This window comes from Pseudoalteromonas sp. BSi20429, from assembly GCF_000238895.1.
GTDB classification, from domain to species: Bacteria; Pseudomonadota; Gammaproteobacteria; order Enterobacterales; family Alteromonadaceae; genus Pseudoalteromonas; species Pseudoalteromonas arctica.
Genome location: NZ_BADV01000016.1, coordinates 51,453 through 67,327 on the forward strand (window position 1 = coordinate 51,453; position 15,875 = coordinate 67,327).

The 15,875-nt window shown below is 41.0% G+C and carries 13 protein-coding genes; 7 read left to right on the forward strand and 6 right to left on the reverse strand.

The window, feature by feature from the left end; translation table 11 throughout:
• The first annotated feature begins 67 nt into the window (after positions 1-67).
• Positions 68-460 (forward strand): septal ring lytic transglycosylase RlpA family protein, encoded by a 393-nt coding sequence (locus P20429_RS15705; RefSeq protein WP_007581000.1) that lies wholly within the window; start codon positions 68-70, stop codon positions 458-460.
• On the opposite strand, the gene cydC is transcribed toward P20429_RS15705, so the two are convergent.
• The 5 genes from cydC to P20429_RS15680 are packed head-to-tail and all read right to left on the reverse strand — an operon-like array spanning position 443 to position 6,860.
• A complete protein-coding gene (gene cydC / locus P20429_RS15700) occupies positions 443-2,188 on the reverse strand; it encodes a thiol reductant ABC exporter subunit CydC (protein WP_007581003.1) in 1,746 nt (581 codons plus the stop codon). The genes P20429_RS15705 and cydC overlap by 18 nt on opposite strands.
• Positions 2,181-3,974, reverse strand: coding sequence for a thiol reductant ABC exporter subunit CydD (gene cydD, locus P20429_RS15695; protein ID WP_007581004.1), 1,794 nt, complete (start codon positions 3,972-3,974; stop codon positions 2,181-2,183). Before cydD ends, cydC begins: the two co-directional genes overlap by 8 nt.
• Entirely contained in the window at positions 3,964-4,128 is a 165-nt protein-coding gene (cydX, locus tag P20429_RS15690) for a cytochrome bd-I oxidase subunit CydX (RefSeq protein ID WP_002958303.1), read from the reverse strand. The genes cydD and cydX overlap by 11 nt, the downstream gene beginning before the upstream one ends.
• Positions 4,129-4,140: 12 nt before the next feature.
• Complete coding sequence (gene cydB / locus P20429_RS15685; protein WP_007581007.1) at positions 4,141-5,280, reverse strand: cytochrome d ubiquinol oxidase subunit II; 1,140 nt, start codon at positions 5,278-5,280, stop codon at positions 4,141-4,143.
• Positions 5,277-6,860 (reverse strand): cytochrome ubiquinol oxidase subunit I, encoded by a 1,584-nt coding sequence (locus tag P20429_RS15680; RefSeq protein ID WP_007581009.1) that lies wholly within the window; start codon positions 6,858-6,860, stop codon positions 5,277-5,279. Before P20429_RS15680 ends, cydB begins: the two co-directional genes overlap by 4 nt.
• Positions 6,861-7,161: 301 nt before the next feature.
• Here P20429_RS15680 and lpxB point away from each other — a divergent pair, with 301 nt between their 5' ends.
• The 6 genes from lpxB to P20429_RS15650 all read left to right on the forward strand — a co-directional run bounded on the left by lpxB (position 7,162) and on the right by P20429_RS15650 (position 15,119).
• Positions 7,162-8,319 (forward strand): lipid-A-disaccharide synthase, encoded by a 1,158-nt coding sequence (gene lpxB / locus P20429_RS15675; RefSeq protein WP_007581011.1) that lies wholly within the window; start codon positions 7,162-7,164, stop codon positions 8,317-8,319.
• Positions 8,309-8,911, forward strand: coding sequence for a ribonuclease HII (gene rnhB / locus P20429_RS15670; RefSeq protein WP_007581013.1), 603 nt, complete (start codon positions 8,309-8,311; stop codon positions 8,909-8,911). The genes lpxB and rnhB overlap by 11 nt, the downstream gene beginning before the upstream one ends.
• 2 nt (positions 8,912-8,913) lie before the next feature.
• On the forward strand, positions 8,914-12,405 hold the full coding sequence (gene dnaE / locus P20429_RS15665) for a DNA polymerase III subunit alpha (protein ID WP_007581014.1): 3,492 nt from the start codon (positions 8,914-8,916) through the stop codon (positions 12,403-12,405).
• A 16-nt stretch (positions 12,406-12,421) separates the two neighbouring features.
• Positions 12,422-13,378, forward strand: coding sequence for an acetyl-CoA carboxylase carboxyl transferase subunit alpha (gene accA, locus P20429_RS15660; protein ID WP_007581016.1), 957 nt, complete (start codon positions 12,422-12,424; stop codon positions 13,376-13,378).
• 82 nt (positions 13,379-13,460) lie between these two features.
• Positions 13,461-14,765: a tRNA lysidine(34) synthetase TilS gene (gene tilS, locus P20429_RS15655; RefSeq protein WP_007581018.1), complete on the forward strand. Its 1,305-nt coding sequence runs from the start codon at positions 13,461-13,463 to the stop codon at positions 14,763-14,765.
• Positions 14,766-15,119, forward strand: coding sequence for a hypothetical protein (locus P20429_RS15650; RefSeq protein ID WP_007581020.1), 354 nt, complete (start codon positions 14,766-14,768; stop codon positions 15,117-15,119).
• A 29-nt stretch (positions 15,120-15,148) separates the two neighbouring features.
• On the opposite strand, the gene P20429_RS19200 is transcribed toward P20429_RS15650, so the two are convergent.
• Positions 15,149-15,875 (reverse strand): GGDEF domain-containing protein (locus P20429_RS19200; RefSeq protein ID WP_033026351.1); only part of this gene is annotated, 727 nt, incomplete at its 5' end.

Here is a 15,875-nt window from a genome sequence, read left to right on the forward strand (position 1 = left end):
CTAATTCAGTTAATACTCAGGGTAATTGAGTTAGTATGCGGGTAATTTATATAATAAAAGCCGTCCTATGCGTTTACCTAAGTTAGTTGTCACTCTTTTTATTACTTCAGTTTTAGCCGCTTGTAGTAGCCAGCCTATTGTTAAATCATCTGCTGGAGAAATCACTCAAGTTGGGAAAGCATCTTTTTATGCTGATAAATACCACGGAAGAACAACCGCCAACGGAGAGCGCTTTAGCCAACAAGCCGCCACGGCAGCCCATTTAGAATTCGATTTTGGTACTAAGGTGGTTGTTACTAATCTAGCCAATAACAAATCAGTCACGGTAAGAATTAACGATAGAGGCCCGTATGTGCGAGGTCGTATTATTGATTTATCAAAAAGTATGTTTAAAAAGATAGCCGACCCTAAGGTCGGCGTTATTGATGTATCAGTAAAGGTTTTAAAACCGGGTAGTTAGCGCAACATAACCAGGATAAGCCCCACTGAGCTCTTTATGAGAGCCTTGTGCGACTACTTTACCGCCTTCCAACCATACAACATTATCCATTTGAGCAAGTAGAGCGGGATCGTGCGTAATTGTGAGCACGCTCGCGTTATTCATAACATGCATTATTGCTTGCATTACCCCTTGCTTAGACTGATTATCAAGACCTTCTGTTGGTTCATCAAGAACTAAAATAGCTGGGCTTTTAAGTAATGCTTGTGCAATGGCTATACGTCTAGACTGACCTTGCGACACATTACGCCCGCCAGTGCCTAATCGTGTTTTTAAACCTTCTTTTAGCTCATTAAACCACGGGCTTAATTGCGCTAACGAGAGGGCTTCAATCATTTGCTCTTTAGTTGCATTTGGCGCGGCATAACGTAAATTTTCACTCAGTGTGCCATCAAAAATATGGTGTTGCTGGGCTAATATATTTATCACACTTGCGCGTATCTCATTATTTAACGAATGTAAGTTAACAACGCTATTTTGATTATTTAGCGTTATGCTGCCTTGTTGTAAAGGCCATAAACCAGTCAGTAAATTTACAAGCGTTGTTTTACCGCTTCCGCTTCTACCTACAATCGCTACTTTTTGCTGGGGCATTAGCTCAAAACTGATATTAGTAAGCGCTGTTTGCTCACCATATTGGTAGCTAATATTGTTAAGTGCTAACGTGTGGTTTTGCGCGCTAAAGTTTTCATCAACGTCTACATGTGCATCTTTAGCTTGTGAGTTAGCGGCTTTATCTTCAAGTGTAAACAACCGCTCTGCTGCTTTTAATACACTAGGAAGCTCTATAAACGCATTGGGTAGTAGCAATACGCTTTCAAAGCTTGCCAGTACAAATAAACTTAACATAGCAAGTTCTACATTTACCATACTGCTTGCGTAAACCAGTGGGACAATGGTTACTATGCTAGCAAGCATCGCTAATTGAACAACCAACAAGCTTAACCCATCTGAGTTTGCTAGTGCTTTGTGGCGAATAAATAATTGCTGATTGTACTGCTCGCTTAATTCGTCGCACTTATTAAGTTGCTGCGAACGGGCTTGATAAATACTAAGCTCTCTAAGGCCTGTGAGTGTATCTGAAAGCTCAGAGCGAAGTTGTGCACTAAGTTGTGTTTCTTTATGGCTGTTTTTAGTGAGCTTTGCGCTGAGTAGGGCAGGTATAACCACACCAATAAGTATAATGCCAGTAAAGCAAATAAGGGCGACGTTGCCATTATAGGCCGACATAAACAGCATGATGATTGGCACACTTAAAAGAGCGACCAGCATAGGAAGTAAAACGTTTAAATAAAACTTGTCGAGTGCGTCTACATCGTTTTGTAATCGGTTAACTAGATCAGCGCTGCGGCTCATTGCTAAATCAACATTGTTAAGCTTACTTAACGTTGCAAAGACATTGGTACGTATTTCACTTAGTAATAAAAACGTGGCGTTATGAGTAACTAGGCGTTCGCCATAGCGCGATGCAGTTCGTACAATTGCTAAAAACCGAATCGTTCCTGCTGGAGTAAAGTAGTTCATTTGCACGCCCGCAATACCAGCAGCGGCCATTGATGCTAAAAACCAGCCAGAAATAGCCAACAAGCCCACATTAGCTAATACCGTAATCGTTGCTAAAAATGTACCCAATAGCATCGCTTTATAATGAGGAGCACAAAGCTTTAATAAGCGAATAAAATTATGCATGCGCAACCCCTTGTTTGGCCGTTTTTAATAAATCAGCAAATGCACCATTTTGCGCTGCAAGTGTTTCAAAGTGACCTTGCTCAGCTATTTTCCCATCGTGCATAACAATGATATTGCTGGCATGTTTAACGGTATTTAGTCGATGAGCAATGACTAATACTAAGTTATTTTTAGCATATTCATTAATAGCATCTTGAATAAGCTGCTCTGTTTGGCTATCAAGGTGCGCTGTAGGCTCATCAAGCACTAAAACTGGTGCTTGTTTTATGAATGCACGAGCCAGTGCGATACGTTGCTTTTGCCCGCCAGAAAGTCCTTCCCCTTGCTCACCTATCAGTGTGTTAAAACCATCGGGTAGGGTATTTATAAATTCAAGCACACCAGCTTGCTTTGCTGCATGTTCAAGCTCTTGCTGTGTGGCAGTTGGTTTGGCCAATTTAATGTTGGCAGCAATGGTGTCGTAAAACAGCGTCGCTTTTTGTGGTATCCATGCAATGTTATTTTGCAGGTAAGTAATATCGGTTGTGCTTAAACTCTGATCATTAATAGATAGGTGGTTTATCACCTCAGGGTGAAACCCTAATAAGCAATCAAACAACGTACTTTTACCTGAGCCACTACTGCCCACAACGGCAATTAAGCCTTTATTTGGCAGTGTTAAATTTATATTTTTAATCCCTTCGTTACTATCTGGGTATATAAAATTAAGGTCGGTAATACTTATGGAGTTAATTGTATTTAAAGTTAAATTGTTTTCAGGCGTGTTTGTAGTCGCTGACGCATTTTCGTCACTTGGCAGTGGTGCATTTAAAATCGCAACCATATCGGCAGCGGCACTAATGCCTTGTAAGCGTGCATGGTAATGGCTACCTAGCTGGCGCAGTGGTAAATAAAATTCAGGCGCTAAAAGTAGCACCACAAAGCCAGTAGCAAAATCAAGAGTGCCAAAAAACAGTCTAAAACCAATAATTACTGCGACTAATGCCACGCTAATGGTGGCTAAAAACTCAAGTGCAAATGATGATAAAAACGCGATCTTTAAAACATCGAGTGTAGCGTGTCTAAAATCATCTGAAATTTTAGCTATTTGTTTAAGCTCGGTACGTGTTGCATTAAATAGCTTGAGTTGAGTTAAACCTTGTACGCGGTCAAAAAAGTAATTGCCCAGTACAGCAAGTTGCTTCCAGCGTTTTTGGTTTAAAGCTTCGGCTTTTGAGCCTACCAAAATCATGAAAAAAGGAATGAGCGGGGCGGTTAATAAAAATATCAACCCAGCTTTATAATCTGTCGGAAAAATAACAACCAATATTGCCAGCGGAATAAGCGCGCTGTAAGCAGCACCGGGTAGGTATTTAGCATAATAGTCGTGGAGTGCTTCTACGCCATTATGTAGGGTATTTAATGTAGCGCCTTGGCCGTGTTGTTCTATATAGCTTGGGCCAAGTAAGCTGAGCTTATTTAGAAGTGTTTGGCGCATAGCCGATTTTATTTTAAGTGCAGCATATGCACTCAAGCGTTCGCTTAATGCTAAAAACACCGCGCGCAATAAAATAATGCCTGCTAAGGGCCATAATAAATGAGTAACTTGGGCTAAATTATTACCTTCAAACATAACGTTGTGAATAGTTTGCGCAAGTAAATAAGCACCTGCAATCATCAGTAATGCGTTAAAAGTACCCAGTGCAATGCTTAACTTTAACCACACTGCAGCGGGTTTACTTTGACGCTTTAAAAAAGCGCGCAGTGATTGCTGCTGCGCGCGATCTGGTCGGGGGTTAGTCGTCATCTTTTGTGTTGTTAGCATCGTTTAATAAATCGTGCATGGCTTGTTCATCATCAGCAATGCTGTTTTTATTTTGATGAAATTCGTACCACATTACATTTATTACACCTAAGGTACAGGCCAAAAGTACACCTAAAATCCAAGCGAAATACCACATAGTTTAGTCTCCTTAGTAGCTACCGTGAGTGTTGTTTTCAATTTCTTCAACCGTTACTCTGCGCCACATTTTTACATAACACCAGGTGGTGTAAGTTAAAATAAGTGGGACAAAAATACACACTGCAACAAACATTACATTGAGCGTTTTATGGCTCGATACCGCATCCCAAATTGTTAAGCTAATATTTGGATTGTTGCTTGATGGCATAATAAATGGGAACAGTGAAACACCGGCCGTCATAATCACGCCAATTAACATTAAGCTTGTTGAAATAAGTCCAAGTGCTGGTTTGTTCAATTTAGAAAAAAATAGCGCACTTAGTGCCATTGCAAACGCTAAAATAGGAAAGGTCATAGTCCATGGACGTTCACTGTAATTGCTAAGCCACGCGCCTTGGGCTGTTGTTACTACTTTAGCTAATGGATCTGCATGGCTTTGTGTATCAGGCATAGATACAATTTGGTAACCCGTTAAATTAGCAACCCAAAAACCAGCGCCTGCAAACAGTATAATAAACACAATCAGTGAATAACGACCATATTGCCCTGAGCGATCTGCTACTGCATCAGCTGTACGAAGCTGTAACCACATCCCCGCATGAGCAATTAGCATAGTGATACTCACTAAACCAGCAAGCAAACCAAACGGGTTAAGTAAACCAAAAAATGAACCTTGGTAGCTAACACGCATTAAGTTATCAATATTAAATGGTACGCCTAAAAATAAGTTACCAAAAGCAACACCAAAAACTAATGCTGGAATTGCGCTGCCTGCAAGCAAGCCCCAATCCCAGTTATTACGCCAGCGTTTTGAGTCTACTTTACTGCGGTAATCAAACCCTAGTGGTCTAAAAAATAGAGCAAAGAGTACTAGCATCATGGCAAAGTAAAAGCCCGAAAATGCAGCTGCATAAACCATAGGCCACGCTGCAAATAACGCGCCGCCTGCGGTAATAAACCATACTTGGTTACCATCCCAGTGTGGACCAATGGTATTAATTACCGTACGGCGCTCTGAATCTGTTTTACCAACTAGGCGAAGCAACATAGCAACGCCCATATCCATGCCATCGGTAATAGCAAAGCCAATAAGCAGCACACCAATGATCAACCACCAAAGCATTTTTAATGTTTCATAATCAAAAATCATGATTGCTCTCCTTCAGTTTGATCAGTTTTATTTGGCAATTCAAAATGATATTTACCAGTATGTAGCGAGCTTGGTCCTTGCTTAACAAAGCGGATCATCAACCAACCTTCAACAATGGCTAAACCAGTATAGAAAACAATAAATCCAGTTAAGCTAATTAAAATATCGTTTACTGTTAGTGACGACGTGGCTAAAAAGGTCGGCAGTATTTCAGATATAGCCCAAGGTTGACGGCCATACTCAGCAACTATCCAGCCAAATTCAATAGCTATCCAAGGTAGTGGAATGCTCAATACGGCAGCCCATAACAACCAGCGTTTTTGCTCAATAACGCGATGTGCGTTGTAGTAAAATGCCAATATAAATACACCCAGCATGGCTACACCACAGGCAACCATAATCCTAAATGACCAAAACATAGGGCCTACTTTAGGGAAAGAGTCTTTAACCGCTTTTTGAATGTGCTCTTCGGTAGCATCTACAACATCAGGTGTGTAGCGCTTAAGTAGCAAGCCATAACCTAAATCATCTTTTAGGGTATTAAATTTGGCAATATTATCTGGCGTATCTTCACCGTTTCTGAGTTTTGTAAGGTATTCATAAGCAATCATACCGTTGCGAATACGTACTTCGTGTTGTTTTTCTAGGTCGTTAATACCCGTTACTTGCTCATCAAGTGAACGTGTAGCAATTAACCCAAGTGCGTAAGGTATTTTAACCGCAGCATGTGTTACTTGCTCTTCTGAATCAGGAAAACCAAATGCGGTAAACGCAGCCGGAGCCTCTTCTGTGTGCCATTCAGCTTCAATCGTGGCAAGTTTTACTTTTTGAACTTCGCCTACTTCGTAACCTGATTCGTCACCGAGTAAAATTACACATAGAATTGATGCTAAACCAAAGCCCGATGCGACCGAAAAAGAACGTTTAGCAAACGCTAAATCACGGCCTTTTAATATGTACCAACTACTTATGCCCAGTACAAACATAGATGCAGCTACATAACCTGCCGATACGGTATGAATAAACTTAACTTGTGCTACAGGGTTAAACACAAGCTCTGCAAAGCTGGTCATTTCCATGCGCATGGTTTGATAGTTAAATTCAGCACCTACTGGGTTTTGCATCCAGCCGTTGGCTATTAAAATCCACAGCGCCGACATGTTGGTACCAATGGCCATTAAAAAGGTTGCACCTAAATGTTGGCGTTTAGAGAGTCTGTCCCAGCCTAAAAAGAACATACCTACAAAGGTCGATTCTAAAAAGAATGCCATTAAACCTTCAATAGCAAGGGGAGCACCAAAAACATCACCTACGTAATGGGAGTAATAAGACCAGTTAGTACCAAACTCAAATTCCATGGTAAGGCCTGTCGCCACACCAATTGCAAAGTTAATACCAAACAATTTTCCCCAAAACTTAGTCATATCACGATAAATTTCGCGACCGGTCATAACATAAACCGATTCCATAATAACTAAAATCCAGGTCATACCTATCGTTAACGGTACGAATAAGAAATGAAAGAGAGCGGTAACAGCAAACTGTAATCGCGATAGATCCACAAAGGTTTCATCTATCATTATTGGCTCCTTGAGAGTGACGGATTAACAGGGCAACATTTAATTGGCAAAGTTAAGGCTTAATGAACTTTTAGTAATTACTGAAAGTTTGTAATAGTATTTACTTTTGTGCAATTTTTGTCAACATACATATTAGTAAAACTTAATATATATTTCCTATGCTACATCAGTATTAAAAACAAACAACATAAAGCCTTAACTTACGTGATAAAAAACCAGTTATTTAAAGCGTTTAACCAAACAGTAAAACACGGTAAACTAACAAGCATGAACGCCTGGTTTACTTGTGAAATAAAATCAAATGAATAAAGATAAAAAACAACTACGAATTGGTATTGTGGCAGGTGAACTGTCGGGCGATATTTTAGGTGAAGGTTTAATTAAAGCCCTTAAAAAACATTTTCCGGACGCTATTTTTGAAGGAATAGCAGGACCTAAAATGCAAGCGCAGGGCTGTAAAACACTTTACGACATGGATGAGCTTTCGGTAATGGGGCTTGTTGAGGTGCTAGGGCGTCTACCGCGTTTGCTTAAAATACGTAAACAACTCGTGCAGCATTTTGTAGATAACCCACCTGATGTATTTATTGGTATTGATGCACCCGATTTTAACTTACGCGTTGAAAAGCCACTTAAAGATGCGGGCATTAAAACAGTACAGTATGTAAGTCCATCTGTTTGGGCGTGGCGCGAAAAGCGTATACATACAATAAGTGCAGCCACTAACTTAGTGCTTGCGTTACTGCCATTTGAAAAAGAGTTTTACGATAAACACCAAGTGCCATGTACATTTGTAGGACATACCTTGGCTGACGATATAGCACTTGAACACGACGACAGCAAAGCGCGTGAAGAACTCGGCTTAAGCCTTGATGACAAAGTACTGGCGTTACTTCCTGGTAGCCGAGGCTCAGAAGTTGGTTTACTAAGCGAAACTTACATTAAAACAGCTGCAGAGCTGCAAGCTAAAAACCCCAATCTTAAAATTGTGGTGCCACTGGTTAACGAAAAACGCAAAGCGCAGTTTACTGATATATTAAACGCTACCGCGGCAAACCTTAATGTTAACCTGCTTGATGGACAATCAAAATTAGCAATGCAAGCTGCTGATGCTATTTTATTAGCGTCGGGCACTGCAACACTCGAAGGCATGCTTTATAAAAAGCCAATGGTAGTCGGTTATAAAATAAAGCCGTTGAGCTATTGGATATTTAAAACTTTATTTACGTTTAATATTAAGTATTTTTCGTTGCCTAATTTATTAGCCGACGAAGAGCTAGTGCCTGAGTTTTTACAAAGCGAGTGTAATGTGGCTAATTTAACCAATGCGCTTACCCCGATGCTTAATACAGATAACAAAGAGCTAAAAGCACGCTTTTTAGCTATTCACGAAAAAATTAGATTAAATGCCAGCGAACAAGCAGCGAATGCTGTGGCGGAGTTAATAAATGCAAATTGATAGACCTAATGTATCCTTAATTGCCGGTGTAGATGAAGTAGGGCGCGGCCCGCTTGTTGGTGATGTAGTTACTGCTGCCGTCATTTTAGATCCCGCTAAACCAATAGCTGGCTTAGCGGATTCTAAAAAATTAACAGATAAAAAACGCCAAGCGCTTGCGATTGAAATAAAACAAAAAGCATTGTGTTATGCCTATGGGCGCTGCAATCCAACTGAAATTGATGAGTTAAATATTCTGCACGCGACTATGCTCGCTATGACCCGTGCAGTAGAGGCATTAAGTACGCAACCTGAATTTGTATTTATAGATGGAAACCGCTTACCAAAACTCACTATGCCAGCGCAAGCTATTGTTAAAGGCGATAGCTTAGTGGCAGAAATTTCAGCGGCGTCTATTTTAGCTAAAGTAGCACGCGATGACGAAATGATTGAGCTTGATAAACGCCACCCTGAATATGGCTTTGCAGGGCACAAAGGGTATCCAACAAAAGCACATTTTGCAGCGCTTGAGCAGTACGGCGCGATTGATGAGCATCGTAAAAGCTTTAAACCTGTGCAGCGTGTATTGGCGCAAGCCAATGGTGAGGGTTAAGCATGGCTGCTCCTGATTTTGTTCATTTAAGAGTTCATTCAGATTTTTCGATGGTTGACGGCCTCGCTAAAACAAAGCCGATAGTCGCTAAAGCACAAGAGCTGCAAATGCCCGCTATTGCGATTACCGATCAAATGAACTTTTGTGGCTTAGTGCGTTTTTATGGCGCAACACATAACGCCGGTATTAAGCCTATTGTGGGTGCTGACTTTTGGGTTCGTAGCCCAGAATTTCCTGACGAGCCAAGCCGCTTAACCATATTAGCCAAAGACAACGACGGCTATAAAAATATTACCTTATTAATATCTAAAGCGTATCAACGTGGGCATGTGTTTCATCGCCCAGTGATTGACCGAGAATGGCTGGTGGAGCATAAAACGGGCTTAATTATTCTCTCGGGCGCTAAAGATGGTGACTTAGGTAAAGCGTTACTAAAAAATAATCCAAGTGTTATTGAGTCGGTAATTAGCTTTTATAAGCAGCATTTCAGCGATAACTACTACCTTGAGCTTGTGCGCACCAATCGACCGCTTGAAGAAGACTACTTACACATGGCGGTAGAGCTTGCTACCAAAGAGCAGTTACCTGTTGTAGCGACCAACGAAGTAGTGTTTTTAAAGCCTGAAAACTTTGAAGCGCACGAAATTCGCGTTGCTATTTTTGATGGCTACACGCTTGACGATAAACGCAGACCTAAACGGTTCTCTGAAGAACAATACCTAAAAACATCAGAGCAAATGGCTGAGCTGTTTAGCGACATTCCAGAAGCCCTACAAAACACAGTAGAAATAGCTAAACGTTGTAATGTAACGGTTCAGTTAGGGACTTACTTTTTACCTGATTACCCAACTGGCTCACTCAAGATTGATGAGTTTTTAGTTAAAGTGTCAGAAGATGGTCTTGAAGAGCGATTACAGTTTTTATTCCCCGATGAAGAAGAGCGAAAAGTAAAACGTGTTGAATACGATGAGCGACTTGATATAGAGCTTGGCGTAATTAACCAAATGGGATTCCCAGGTTACTTCTTAATCGTAATGGAGTTTATTCAGTGGAGTAAAGATAACAATATTCCTGTTGGACCTGGCCGTGGTTCAGGTGCTGGTTCATTGGTTGCTTACGCACTTAAAATTACTGACTTGGATCCGCTTGAGTTCGATTTGCTTTTTGAACGATTTTTGAATCCTGAACGTGTATCAATGCCCGATTTCGACGTCGATTTTTGTATGGACAGACGAGACGAAGTAATTGATCACGTGTCGGCTTTGTATGGGCGTAATGCGGTATCGCAAATTATTACCTTTGGCACCATGGCTGCAAAAGCGGTAATACGCGATGTAGGGCGAGTGCTTGGGCACCCTTACGGGTTTGTTGATCGTATTTCTAAAATGATCCCCGGCGATCCTGGGATGACACTTGCTAAAGCGTTTGATATAGAACCGCGCTTGCAAGAAGCCTACGATGGCGATAACGAAGTAAAAGATTTAATCGACATGTGTCGCATCCTAGAAGGGTGTACACGTAACGCCGGTAAACATGCGGGTGGCGTAGTAATATCGCCAACCACTATTACCGACTTTGCCGCGCTTTATTGCGATGACGAAGGTAAGTTTCCGGTAACGCAATTTGATAAAAACGACGTAGAAACTGCAGGCTTAGTGAAGTTCGATTTCTTGGGTTTACGTACACTGACTATATTGCAGTGGGCGGTCGAAATGACCAATGTGCGCATGGAGCGCCAAGGTAAAGACCTCGTTGATATAAATACCATCCCACTGGATGATAAAAAAAGTATTGAGTTGCTACTTCGCGCTGAAACGACTGCTGTATTCCAGCTAGAGTCGCGCGGTATGAAAGACTTAGTACGTCGACTTAAGCCCGACTGCTTTGAAGATATGATTGCACTCGTGGCCTTGTTCCGACCAGGTCCGCTGCAATCAGGCATGGTAGATAACTTTATCGACCGAAAACTGGGCCGCGAAGAAATCTCATACCCAGATGCGCAGTATCAGCACGAAAGCTTAAAACCAATACTTGATCCAACGTACGGCATTATCTTGTATCAAGAACAAGTAATGCAAATTGCGCAAGTACTAGCAGGTTACACGCTAGGTGGCGCCGACATGCTGCGTCGTGCAATGGGTAAGAAAAAACCCGAAGAAATGGCAAAGCAGCGTTCAACGTTTGAAGATGGCGCAAGAAATAACGGCATTGACGGCGAACTCGCAATAAAAATCTTCGACTTGGTAGAAAAGTTCGCAGGTTACGGTTTTAATAAATCTCACTCGGCGGCGTATGCACTTGTTTCGTATCAAACGCTGTGGATGAAAACGCATCATCCTGCAGAGTTTATGGCTGCGGTAATGTCGGCTGATATGGATAACACCGACAAAATCGTTATTTTGGTGGATGAATGTGAAAACATGAAGCTCACCTTATTGCCGCCAGATGTGAATGCAGGTGAGTTTAAGTTTACAGTAAACTTGCAAGGCGAGATTGTTTACGGCATTGGCGCGATAAAAGGCGTAGGTGAAGCACCGGTTGATGCAATATTAGAAGCGCGTGCAAAAGGGGGCCCATTTAAAGATTTATTTGATTTTTGTGCCCGAGTTGATTTAAAACGCTTAAATAAACGCGTGACCGAAAAATTAATTTATTCAGGTGCACTCGATAATTTAGGGCCAGAAAAAACCCAAGCTGGCCGTGCTACATTACTAGCTAGTTTAAAAAGTGCAATGCGGGCAGCCGACCAACACAACAAAGCTGAGCTATTAGGGCAAAGTGATTTGTTTGGTTTATTAGCCACTGAGCCTGATGAGGTTGAACAAGCCTTTATCAAAGCCACAGGCCTAACTGATAACGAATGGTTAGATGGTGAAAAAGAAACCCTAGGCCTTTATTTAACTGGGCATCCGATAAATCAGTACCGCCGTGAGCTTAGGCATTATACCAGCGGAAAAATAGTTGATTTACAGCCAACGAACCGCGATGTATTTGCAACAGCCGCCGGTTTGGTGATTGCTTCTAGGGTATTAATTAATAAAAAAGGAAATCGTTGGGCCTTAGTAACTTTAGATGACAAGAGTGCACGGATTGATGTACGCTTGTATTCAGACGAGTTTGAAAAGTACCAAGATATGCTCCAAGTTAACAATATCTTGGTAATATCTGGACAGGTCAGCTTTGATAACTTCTCCGGTGGTATTACAATGACCGCCAGAGAAATAAACACCATTGCTCAAGCGCGTGAAAAGCGTATTAAAGCGATTAAAATGACGCTGAACATGGTGCAAGTCGAGGCAGGTTTCTTCGATAAATTACAAAAAGTACTCGAACCCTATAAAATGGGAACGTGTCCGATCAAGGTTTATTACCAACGTCCAGATGCGTTGGCGCAATTAACTCTTGGGATCGAATGGTGTGTTACGCCAAGTGACGATTTAATTCATAAGTTATCACTAATGGCTGCGCAAGATGTAGAACTAGAATTTAACTGATTAGGTAGTTTAGAGCATGAGCCTCAATTATCTTGATTTTGAGCTTCCAATTGCAGAATTAGAAGCAAAAATTGAAGAATTACAAAATATAAGCCGCGCTGGCGAATTAGACCTTGAGTTAGAAGAGGAAGTCAGCAAATTAAAAGAAAAAAGTGCCAAACAAAAACAGGAGATTTTTTCTAATTTAGGCGCTTGGCAAGTATCACAGTTAGCACGTCATCCGTTGCGTCCTTACACTCGAGATTATATCGAGCGCATTTTCACGGAATTTGACGAGTTTGCTGGCGATCGTACTTTTGCTAACGATCCGGCTATTTTAGGAGGCGTTGCGCGTTTAGATGGCGAACCAGTAATGGTTATTGGCCAACAAAAAGGCCGTGACACTGCTGAAAAAATTAAACGCAACTTTGGTATGCCAAAGCCAGAAGGTTACCGTAAAGCATTACGCTTAATGGAAATGGCTGAGCGTTTTAAAATGCCAATCATGACCTTTATTGACACGCCGGGTGCATACCCAGGTGTTGGCGCTGAAGAACGTGGTCAATCTGAAGCAATCGCGCGTAACTTAAAAGTAATGGCGACACTTAAAGTGCCGACAATATGTACGGTTATTGGTGAAGGCGGTTCAGGTGGTGCATTAGCGATTGGTGTTGGCGACAGAGTTAACATGTTGCAATACAGCACTTACTCTGTAATTTCGCCTGAAGGTTGTGCGTCTATTCTTTGGAAAAGCGCCGACAAAGCACCACTTGCAGCAGAAGCAATGGGTGTAACCGCAGAGCGAGTTAAAGAACTAGATTTAATCAGTAACTTAATTGATGAACCTCTAGGTGGCGCGCACCGTAATTACGATGCTATGGCACGTAACTTAAAAGTTCGCCTTAAACGTGACTTAGCAGACCTACAAGCGCTTACGCTTGAAGAAATGCTTGATCAACGTTACAAACGTTTAATGTCGTTTGGTTATTGCTAAACACATTAAATGTTAAAAAAAGCCGCTTATGCGGCTTTTTTGCTTTAAAATGTTCAGAGTTTTTATATAAAAGTGCGCCCATATGCATACATCAGCAATTTATCAGCAATTAAAAAAATCATTAAATAGCTATATTGAGCAAGGTAACACCGCTTTTACAGTGGCGCTTTCTGGTGGCGTTGATTCTGTGGTGCTGTTGCATTTAATGCGCACTTTAAAAGTAGATAACCCTGCAATTAATGTATCGGCTATTTATGTCCACCATGGCTTGAGCCAGTATGCTGATGACTGGCAACACTTTTGCAAAAACGTATGCATTGAGCTTAATGTGCCTTTTGAAGCTGCGAAAGTTGTTATTGAGCAGCAGTCGCGCACAAGTCTTGAAGCCCAAGCACGCGACGTCCGTTATAAAGCACTTGATGAACTAAGCCCACAAGGCAGCATTATTTTACTGGGCCAACACTTAAACGACCAAGTAGAAACGTTTTTATTGCGCTTAAAGCGTGGCTCAGGTTTAAAAGGGCTAGGTTCTATGTATAAAGAGCGCTTGCTGCAAAGTGGGCGTATATGTTTTAGACCATTGTTAAATGTAGCTCGCAACGATATAGAAGCGTTTGCAACGCAGTTTAGTATTAGCCACATAACCGATGACTCTAATACAGATGAAAGCTTTGACCGTAATTTTTTACGATCGAAAATAGTACCCGTGTTAGCTGAGCGCTTTAATGGGTTTGAACAATGCACTGCACGAAGCATTGAACTACTACAGCAACAGCAAACTCTACTTGATGAATATACCCAGCTTGATTTAAATAAGTGTATTAACGAGCATCAAGCACTTTGCATTGGCCAGATAAGCGAATACAGCGCAGCGCGCATTGCAAATATAGTACGTGCGTGGCTTGCATTATTTACACAAGTGATGCCATCGCAAAAGCAGCTCGAGCAAATTATTAATCAAGCAATGTGCGCAAAAAACGATGCACAAATGCGTATTGATTTGCTCGATGGGCAAATACGTCGTCATCAAGGTTATTTGTATTTTGTAACACCAAGTGAAGTGTTAACAGATATTGAGCTGAATCATTCACAGCTAAAACTGGCAGACGGGCGCTTATTAATTAAAAGCACCGGTTGTGGAGTAAGACCTCCACACGCTAATGAGCAAGTAGTAGTGCGCTTTGATTGCAATAGCGCACGCATTAAACCACTTAAAAAGCCTGGTAGTAATACAGTTAAGCATTGGCTTAAAGATGCAAAAATAGCGCCTTGGCTTCGCGCCAGTGTGCCGCTTATTTTTTATAATGATGAATTAGTTCAAGTGGTTGGCTATTTTATAAGCGCTAAGCATATTGATGGAAATGGTATTTTTTGGGAGTGTAAATAAATGAGTAAACAGCCGCATGTTGGTTTGTCGTTAGTTACTAAAGCGCCAATGGGTATGCTAATAACGGCCGTTATAGCTATTATTGCTAATATCTTACTTGAGCTAAATATTGTAACGTTAGGTTATGCAGTTGCGGGTGGAATTGTATCTGCAGTGCTTTTATTAGCTTATTGGTTAGGTAAAGGTGGATTGTTTTTTATTTTAGGCGTGAGCCTGCCACTGCTTTTAGTATTATTTACACCGCTTGCTACTATTACCGCATTACTTAATTTAATTAGCGGATTCTTTTTTGGTTTTTGTGCCGCGTTGTTTATTTATAAATTGGTAAGTGCAAAGCCTAGCGGGGGAAGCTAGGCTTTTTATTTAATGCAGTTAAGTAAAGACTAATATGCTTTTGCGCAGTTTCTACCAGATGCTTTTGCTTTGTATAAACCTTTATCGGCGCGAGCAAATATTTCAGTTTCGCTGTCTTGGCTGTTAGCTAAAGTAAAGCCAATACTGGTTGTTACTTTATACTTAGACATTAGAGGCGATTTTCTTACTAAGCACATTATCCGCTCAGCAATCACTTTATTCGTTGTAAACTCAGGGTCTTCAATAAGTAAAGCAAACTCATCACCACCAAATCTAAATACCGAATCAGTGCCGCGTATGCTGCTACACAGTACTTTTGAAAACTCTTTAAGTGTATCGTCACCAATTTTATGGCCAAAGTTGTCGTTAACTTGTTTAAAATTATCTAAATCAAGCAGCATTAAACTAAATGGACGCTGGTAACGACGGCAGTTTTCAAGTTTTTGTAGTAAAAAGTCATTAAACTGACTACGGTTATTTAAGCCTGTTAACGCATCTTTTGTGGCAAGTTTTAGTACTCGGCTATACATCATTGCATTACGAAGTGGATAAACCAGCGCAGTATGTAAAGTATGTAGCTTTTTCTCAATGGCTTGACCAAGCGGGAATTTACTAAAATAAATTAGCTGCCCTAAGTGTTCTTTACCAATCGTCAAATCAAAAATATAGGGTGTACTATTTGTATCACTCTGTGATGTTTGTGTAGTTCCCAGTGTTGACTGAAACTGTAAACCAGAGAAATTTAACAATTGTTTT

Excerpts from the sequence above, each read along its gene's own strand:
- P20429_RS15705 (WP_007581000.1), top strand. The coding sequence starts at position 68 with ATGCGTTTACCTAAGTTAGTTGTCACTCTTTTTATTACTTCAGTTTTA.
- cydC (WP_007581003.1), bottom strand. The coding sequence starts at position 2,188 with ATGCATAATTTTATTCGCTTATTAAAGCTTTGTGCTCCTCATTATAAA.
- cydD (WP_007581004.1), bottom strand. The coding sequence starts at position 3,974 with ATGACGACTAACCCCCGACCAGATCGCGCGCAGCAGCAATCACTGCGC.
- cydX (WP_002958303.1), bottom strand. The coding sequence starts at position 4,128 with ATGTGGTATTTCGCTTGGATTTTAGGTGTACTTTTGGCCTGTACCTTA.
- cydB (WP_007581007.1), bottom strand. The coding sequence starts at position 5,280 with ATGATTTTTGATTATGAAACATTAAAAATGCTTTGGTGGTTGATCATT.
- P20429_RS15680 (WP_007581009.1), bottom strand. The coding sequence starts at position 6,860 with ATGATAGATGAAACCTTTGTGGATCTATCGCGATTACAGTTTGCTGTT.
- lpxB (WP_007581011.1), top strand. The coding sequence starts at position 7,162 with ATGAATAAAGATAAAAAACAACTACGAATTGGTATTGTGGCAGGTGAA.
- rnhB (WP_007581013.1), top strand. The coding sequence starts at position 8,309 with ATGCAAATTGATAGACCTAATGTATCCTTAATTGCCGGTGTAGATGAA.
- dnaE (WP_007581014.1), top strand. The coding sequence starts at position 8,914 with ATGGCTGCTCCTGATTTTGTTCATTTAAGAGTTCATTCAGATTTTTCG.
- accA (WP_007581016.1), top strand. The coding sequence starts at position 12,422 with ATGAGCCTCAATTATCTTGATTTTGAGCTTCCAATTGCAGAATTAGAA.
- tilS (WP_007581018.1), top strand. The coding sequence starts at position 13,461 with ATGCATACATCAGCAATTTATCAGCAATTAAAAAAATCATTAAATAGC.
- P20429_RS15650 (WP_007581020.1), top strand. The coding sequence starts at position 14,766 with ATGAGTAAACAGCCGCATGTTGGTTTGTCGTTAGTTACTAAAGCGCCA.